Here is a 7604-nt window from a genome sequence, read left to right as displayed (position 1 = left end):
ACAGGATCAAACCACCACCCTGTCAGCCCGGCGCATTCTACGCAGATTTCGCTGCTTTGCAACCCCTCATTTAAAGCTAACTTCTTGTTTTACAAGGAGTTTTACGAGAGGTCTACGCCGTAAGAGGTGCGCATTATAGGCCCTCAGATTGACACGTCAAGGCTTAATTACAGTTGATCAAGATTCCACGCGCGGCACCTATATATAGGTGCGTTAGACGCGGTTGCCGCCGCCACGTTTACGCGCTTGCTGAAGCAAGGCTGTGGCAACCTCGTTTAATGGCAACACCTCTTCTGCCGCACCAATGCTGACGGCTTCTCGTGGCATACCGTAAACCACGCAGGTGGCCTCATCCTGCGCCACCGTGTAGCCGCCCGCCTGACGTATCGCGAGCATGCCCTGCGCGCCGTCCTTGCCCATACCAGTTAATAAGGCCGCTATAACGTTGCGGCCAGCGCACTGCGCGACCGAGCTAAACATTGGATCCACTGCAGGCTTATGACGTCTAACCGCCGGCGCATCCGATAGTCGAATGACATAGTTGGCACCGGAACGCTCAACCAACAGATGTTGGTCTCCCGGTGCAATAAAGGCATGCCCTGGCAAGATACGTTCGCCACCTTGCGCCTCACTTACCGTCAGGCGGGTTAGCCGATTAAGCCGCTCGGCAAATGAGCGGGTAAATCCAGGGGGCATATGCTGGGTAATCACAATGCCAGGGCTATCTGCCGGCATTCCAAGTAGCACATCTTTAATTGCCTCAGTTCCACCAGTTGAAGCACCTATGGCAATGATCTTTTCCGTGCCTATTATCGGCCGCGGTAATCCTGGCGATGAACTCTCTGCTGCCTGCCCCGGAACAGACTTCATAGCAATCGCGGGTCGAGCACTGACTCGCGACATGCTGGCAGCTTTCAACTTGTAGCAAATCTCTTCGGCGTAAGCCTGCATCCCCTCGCGAATCCCCAGCTTTGGTTTGGCTACGAAGTCCACGGCTCCCAGCTCGAGCGCTCGGAAAGTGGCCTCTGAGCCGCGCTCGGTAAGCGATGAAATCATTACCACCGGCATCGGATGGCCGTGCATAAGCTTTTCGAGAAAGGTCAGACCGTCCATGCGCGGCATTTCAACATCAAGAGTCAGCACATCGGGGTTGAGTTGTTTGATCAAATCGCGCGCAACATAGGCATCGGGTGCCACGCCGATCAGCTCCAACTCGGGATCGGCCTGAATGATTTCTTTCAGTAACGCACGGATCAGCGCCGAGTCATCCACCACTAAAACCTTTATTGGCATACCCACTCACTCTAAAAAAGGTCGATATCGCCCGACACCGGAGACTTCTTGATGCGCATGCTGTATTCCATCTCACGATCAAACAGCGTGGTGTTGTGCAAGCTCTTGAGCTTTTTGACCATCACCCGGCCCGTGGCTGGAAAGTAATAAACCTTGCGTGGATAGATATCCAACAGGTCTTCGGCAACCACCTGGATTTTTTCAGTGAGCAAATACTCACGAACAAACTCAGCATTGCGATCGCCGACATTATTGGCCGTCATCCCGCGCAACACACTGCCACCGCCAAACACCTTGGCCTCAAAGCAATTGCGCCGCGCACCAAGTTTTAACAAGTGATTGATCAACAGCTCCATGGCATATACGCCATAGCGAGCGGAGACCGAAATGGGGCTAATGCCGCCATCGCCGTTACCCGGCAACATGAAGTGATTCATGCCGCCAATGCCGCTGACGCGATCACGCAGACAGACCGACACGCAGGAGCCAAGCACGGTAACTATCACAATGTCGCGCTGAGTGACAAAGTATTCGCCAGGCAAAATCTTCACCGCCTCACAATCAAAATTTCGATCGAAGTAGGCGTTGGGTGCAAGCGAGCTGATGAAATCGAACTCCATGTTCAATGCGCCTTCACAACCGGACGGTAAACCGTACGCTCAATCAATTTCACCAAATGAGTGGCATGCACAAAACTTTCTGAATGCCCGGCAAAAAACAAACCGTCCGGCCGAAGCAGGCGAATCATTCGCTCTAAAATTTTGCTCTGGGTTGGCTTATCGAAATAAATCATCACATTGCGACAAAAAATCACATCCAGCCCCGGTGCTATCCCCCAATCAGCGTCCAGCAAATTAATCTGCCGAAACTCAATCAGCGCCTGCAACTCTTGACGCACACGCACATGACCCAGCTGCGCGCCTTTACCACGCAGGAAAAAGTTCTTTTTACGGGCAAGCTCAAGCTGTTCGACCCGCTGATCGGGATACACACCGGCACGCGCAGTAGTGAGCACGCCGGTATCGATATCGGAGGCGATAATTTCAACAGCCGGCGTCAAACTGCCCAGCGCTTCAATCATGGTCATGGCCAGCGAATAAGGCTCCTCGCCGGTGCTTGAGGCGGAACACCAAATACGTAGCGGTCGCCGCTCATGCGCATGCTTGCGCACATGAGCGGCAAGCATGTCGAAATGGTGACGCTCACGAAAGAAGGAGGTGAGATTGGTGGTCAATGCATTAATGAATTGCTGCCATTCACCCTCATACCGATCAAGGTAGCTGAAGTACTCGGTAAAACTGCGCAGGCGTAAGCTGCGCAGCCTTCTGGCCAGACGGCTGTAAACCATCTGATCCTTGCTAGCCGAGAGATTAATCCCCGCGCGCTGATAGAGCAGATTTCGGACTCGCTGGAAATCGTCCTGCGTGTAGTGAAACTCACGCATCTCCTGCCCATCAACCACGCGTGGCGGCAGACTCAGAACTCCTCCCATTCGTCATCTTTAGGCTTGCTTGATCGTGGCAACACTTTAACCGGAGCCTTGGCCCGCGACACACTGTGCCCCGCCGTGCGGCTTATGCTGGGTGCAGCGCGCTGCGGACTCAGACGTGGTGCGCTCATATGTGCTGAACCGGCCTCATCGAACTTAAATACCGCCACTGCTTGCGAGAGTACCGACGCTTGTTCTTGCATCGACTCTGCCGCCGCTGCCGCCTGCTCAACCAGTGCGGCGTTTTGCTGAGTCATCTCATCCATTTGCGAAACGGCGCCATTGACCTCCTCAATACCCGTGCTCTGCTCGGCAGAGGCGGCAGCGATTTCCGACATGATGTCGGTCACGCGCTTGATCGCCACCACGATCTCGCCCATGGTCACGCCCGCTTTAGCCACCAGCGCGTTACCGGTATCAACTTTATCGACCGAGTCAGAGATGAGTGTTTTGATCTCTTTCGCGGCGGCCGCTGAACGTTGCGCCAGGGTTCGTACCTCTGCAGCCACCACGGCAAAACCGCGCCCCTGATCACCGGCGCGCGCGGCTTCGACTGCAGCATTGAGGGCGAGGATATTGGTCTGGAAGGCGATGCCATCGATGACACCAATGATGTCGGAAATTTTGCGCGCCGAGTCGTTGATTGACGACATGGTGTGCACCACTTGCTGCACCACCGCGCCGCCGGTGATCGCCACCTCGGAGGCATTGGCCGCCAAGGAGTTAGCCTGACGGGCATTGTCGGCATTGAGTTTCACGGTTGAGGTCAACTCCTCCATGCTCGAGGCCGTTTCCTCAAGACTGGAGGCTTGCTGCTCGGTACGCGCCGACAAGTCGGCGTTGCCGGTGGCGATTTCGCTGGCGGCGGTATAGATGGTGTCCGCCGATTCACGGATCTGACCGAGCATGCTCGACAAGCTCTGCGCGGTTTCATTGGAGTAGTCTTTGAGTTGGCCAAAGGTGCCCTGATACTCGGCATCGATACGCTGGGTCAGATTGCCCTCGGCCAGCGCACCCAGCACCCGCACCACATCTTTGAGGCCCTTATCGGAGGTGGCCATCAGCTGGTTAAGGCCTGTGGCAAGATTGAGGAAGAAGCCTTCTTTATCACTCACTTCGATACGCTGACTAAAATCACCAGCACCGGCGGCAGTCACCAAACTGGCAACCTCGCGCTCAACCGCAACCTCGACAGTCCGATCAGCCCATTCCACCACCGAGCCAAGCCGCTCCCCGGACTCATTCAATACGGGGTTAGCGACCAAGGCAAAGGTGCGCGGGCCAACCACGATTTGCGTGCGGAAGGTACTGGTGAAAGTTGCCAGCAGGCGTTTTTGGTGTTCAGGATTTTTGTGGAACTGATCAATAGAGCCGCCCTGTAGCTTGTTGGTGTCAAAACTCGGCAGCACTTTACGCAAGTCGCTCTCGGCGTTTTGCAGCATGGCAAACACCGTCTTGTTCATGTAGATGATGTTGCGGTCGTTATCGGCAATCATCACATTGCTGCTGACGTTATCCAGCGCGCTGCGCACGCGGGAGTTGTCGGTAAAGCGCCTAGCCACTTCGGACATACCAGCCAGGAGACTGTCCTTGTCACTGCTCGTAACCTTCAGGTCAAGCTTGCTATCGCCGGCCAGCAGGCGGCGCATGGCGTCACGTACTGTCGCCGGATCTGCGCCCAGCTGAGCACGGATCGACTGCAGACTCAGACTAAAGATCACCACGAAGGCCAGCACGCCCAAACCTATAACCCAGTAGGCTTGACTTAGGCTGCTCTCAACTTGCGCATTGACCTGGGCTTTGTAGGCCTCGGCAGCGGCGGTGACTGCGATAACGAGCCGATGCACCGCCTCTTCCTGCAGCCTGCCGTCTTCCTGCAAGGCCCGGAACTCGCGATCAATGGCGCTTTCATCGCCACTGCGCAGGGCGGTCAGATAGGTTCCCAGGGCTCGATTGAAAAAGCTCTTGGCATACAGGCTGATCCCGTCGGCAATTAGCTCCCGCTCCTGACTATTAAGCGGGGTTGTCAGCGTGTAATCGTAACGTTGCTGGAAGCTCTGCTGCAGCAGACGCAATTGCTCAGCCATACGGGTGATATTGGCTTCAGACTTGTCGATGCGCAGTAGTGCGACGGCATTGCGCGCCTCGATAATGAACAACGGTGGCGGCAAGGTGTCGGCCAGCAACTCATTGGACGTGGTGATACCCGACTGCATTTCGCCGCCAGAGCGCAGCGACTGGATAGTCGTAATGCAAATGAATGCAATCACCGAAACGCTCAACACAAAAGTCACCAGTAACAACAACAGTTTCTGCAGCAGCGTGAAGCGATCAAGAACCTTAGTCATGTTGCCTCCTGATTGGTGGAGCGTCCCTTGGGGCTGCTGCCGGCCAATGTTGCTTCAGTTTGTTTTGGATGTTTTAACGCCTTGTGCCACTAATCGACCACTTCGTTGAGCAGGGCCATTTCGCCACTGCTCATCAGTTTTTCGATGTCGACCAAGATCAACATGCGCTCCTCAACCGTGGCCAAGCCTTTGAGATACTCGGTATTAAAGGTGCCGCCAAATTCAGGTGGCGGCCGGATGGCTTCGTCGGCTAGGGCGATAACGTCGGAGACCGAATCGACCACCACGCCGATGATGCGCTTGAGCACATTGAGGATGATCACCACGGTGAACTGGTCGTAGGTCACGGTGCTCAGGTTGAACTTAATCCGCAGGTCGATAATCGGCACTATGGCGCCGCGCAAATTGATCACGCCTTTGATAAACGCCGGGCTGTTGGCGATGGCGGTGACCTGATCGTAGCCACGAATTTCCTGCACTCGCAGGATGTCGATGGCGTACTCCTCATGGCCTAGGGTGAAGGTTAGAAACTCTTGGGTGGGTTCGCTAATGCGTTTGGCTTCAGTGTTTTCATGCATGGCTTGGCGCTCCTTGGCCGGCGAGTCGAGGCAGGGCATCGACATCGAGAATTAATGCCACGCTGCCATCGCCCATGATGGTGGCGCCGGTAATGCCGTCGATGCGGCGAAAGTTTTGTTCCAGGCTTTTGATCACCACTTGCTGCTGGCCGATCAGCTCATCGACCTGCAAGGCAAAGCTGTTGCCCTCGGCTTCCAGAATCAGCACCAGGCCGCCGACTGCGGGGGGCGGAGCCGCCGTTTGGTTGAGCAGACAGTGCAGTGAGAGTAGCGGCAAATACTCATCGCGCACGCGGATCACCGCACTGCTGCTGCCACTCATGCTGTAGATGTGCTCATCTTTAAGCTGCAACGACTCGACGATGTAGGTCAGCGGCACCACGTAATGCACCTTGTCGACCTCGACAATCATGCCGTCGAGAATCGCCAGGGTCAGTGGCAGGCGGATGACTATATGGGTGCCCTGGCCAGCCATCGATTTGATCTCAATGCGCCCGCCGATCGAGGTGATATTACGGCGCACCACATCCATGCCGACCCCGCGACCAGACAAGTCGGTGACCGCCTCGGCGGTCGAAAAACCCGGCATGAAAATCAGCAGCCAAACCTCGCTGTCGGGCATCTCATCGGTGACCGCCATGCCTTGCTCACGAGCCTTGGCAAGAATTCTTTCGCGTGAGAGACCTTTGCCGTCATCGCTGATTTCCACCACGATGCGCCCGCCTTGATGGAATGCCGACATGCGCACGGTACCGGTCGCCGGCTTACCGGCAGCGATGCGCTCGGCGGGCAGTTCAATACCGTGGTCAATGCTGTTACGGATGATATGGGTGAGTGGGTCGGTGAGTTTCTCAATCACCCCTTTGTCGAGCTCGGTATGTTCGCCGCGCAACACCAACTCAACCTGTTTGCCCAGCTTGCCGCAGGTGTCGCGGACCAAGCGCGGGAAGCGATTAAACACAAAGCTAATCGGCAACATACGGATCGACATCACCGCCTCTTGCAGCTCACGGCTGTTGTGTTCGAGTTGGCTCAGCGCCTGAAAAATCCGCTCGTGTTCGCTGGGGTCAAGCACCAAACTCAGTTGCGCCAGCATTGCCTGGGTGATGACCAGCTCGCCCACTTGGTTGATCAGGCTGTCGATGCGCTCAACGCTAACGCGAATCGAACTGGACTCACTCTCGGCGGGTGCCGCACTGCCGCCAACACCCCGCCGGTCCGTACTGCGCCGTTCGGCAGCGGGCGCCGGCGTTTGTGCCGCGCGGTTTACCAGCGAAGCTGTCACTGGCGCGCCGGGGGCATCATCAAAGAAACCGTAACCGCTGTCGGTTACGGCGACAGCGGCAACCGGCGCAGGCTCATCGGCGAACAACCCGTAAGCCTGCTGCTCGGCAACCACCGGTGCAGTTTCTGCCGGCGCACCAGGTGCATCGGTGAAAAAACCAAAACTGTCATCATTGTCGTGCGCCACTCCTGGTGCCGCTGCGGCACCGCCCTGCTGGTCGATAAGCCGTTGCAGCCGCGCTCGCGTGGCTTCGACCGGGATACTCGGGTCCGGCGTTTCATGCTTGTGCGCCGCCAACAGTTGCAGCAGCACGTCGCGCGACTCGAGCAGGACATCGATCATCTCGGCTTGCAAGGCGATCTGCCCGGAGCGGACTTTATCCAGCAAGGTTTCCAGCACGTGGGTGACCGACGTCAGGTCATCAAAACCGAACATGCCACTGGAGCCCTTGATCGAATGGGCCGCACGAAAAATCCCGTTTAGCGCTTCGGGGTCGGGCTGGGCAATGTCCAGCGTCAACAACAAATGCTCAAGTGCCGCCAAGTGCTCTTCTGCTTCCTCGAAAAACACTCCGAGAAACTGACTCATGCCAAATGTCATGATTACCTGCC

At 56.4% G+C, this 7604-nt stretch carries 5 protein-coding genes and 1 pseudogene; all 6 read right to left on the bottom strand.

What is annotated here, in order from left to right:
• Positions 1–213: 213 nt before the first annotated feature.
• Positions 214–1293: a chemotaxis response regulator protein-glutamate methylesterase gene (locus Q8R10_RS02810; RefSeq protein ID WP_305650808.1), complete on the bottom strand. Its 1080-nt coding sequence runs from the start codon at positions 1291–1293 to the stop codon at positions 214–216.
• An 11-nt stretch (positions 1294–1304) separates the two neighbouring features.
• Positions 1305–1913: a chemoreceptor glutamine deamidase CheD gene (gene cheD, locus Q8R10_RS02805; protein ID WP_305650806.1), complete on the bottom strand. Its 609-nt coding sequence runs from the start codon at positions 1911–1913 to the stop codon at positions 1305–1307.
• Positions 1914–1915: 2 nt separating this feature from the next.
• Positions 1916–2737, bottom strand: a complete 822-nt coding sequence (locus tag Q8R10_RS02800) for a CheR family methyltransferase (RefSeq protein ID WP_305650804.1) — start codon at positions 2735–2737, stop codon at positions 1916–1918.
• Between the two features lie 32 nt (positions 2738–2769).
• A pseudogene (locus Q8R10_RS02795) lies at positions 2770–4314 on the bottom strand (methyl-accepting chemotaxis protein); the annotation flags it as partial.
• A 905-nt stretch (positions 4315–5219) separates the two neighbouring features.
• Positions 5220–5708: a chemotaxis protein CheW gene (locus Q8R10_RS02790; protein WP_305650800.1), complete on the bottom strand. Its 489-nt coding sequence runs from the start codon at positions 5706–5708 to the stop codon at positions 5220–5222.
• A complete protein-coding gene (locus tag Q8R10_RS02785; protein WP_305650798.1) occupies positions 5701–7593 on the bottom strand; it encodes a chemotaxis protein CheA in 1893 nt (630 codons plus the stop codon). The genes Q8R10_RS02790 and Q8R10_RS02785 overlap by 8 nt, the downstream gene beginning before the upstream one ends.
• Positions 7594–7604: the final 11 nt, after the last annotated feature.

It is taken from the genome of Pseudomonas sp. (assembly GCF_030698175.1).
GTDB lineage: Bacteria > Pseudomonadota > Gammaproteobacteria > Pseudomonadales > Pseudomonadaceae > Aquipseudomonas.
This window is presented reverse-complemented; position numbering and strand designations above follow the sequence as displayed.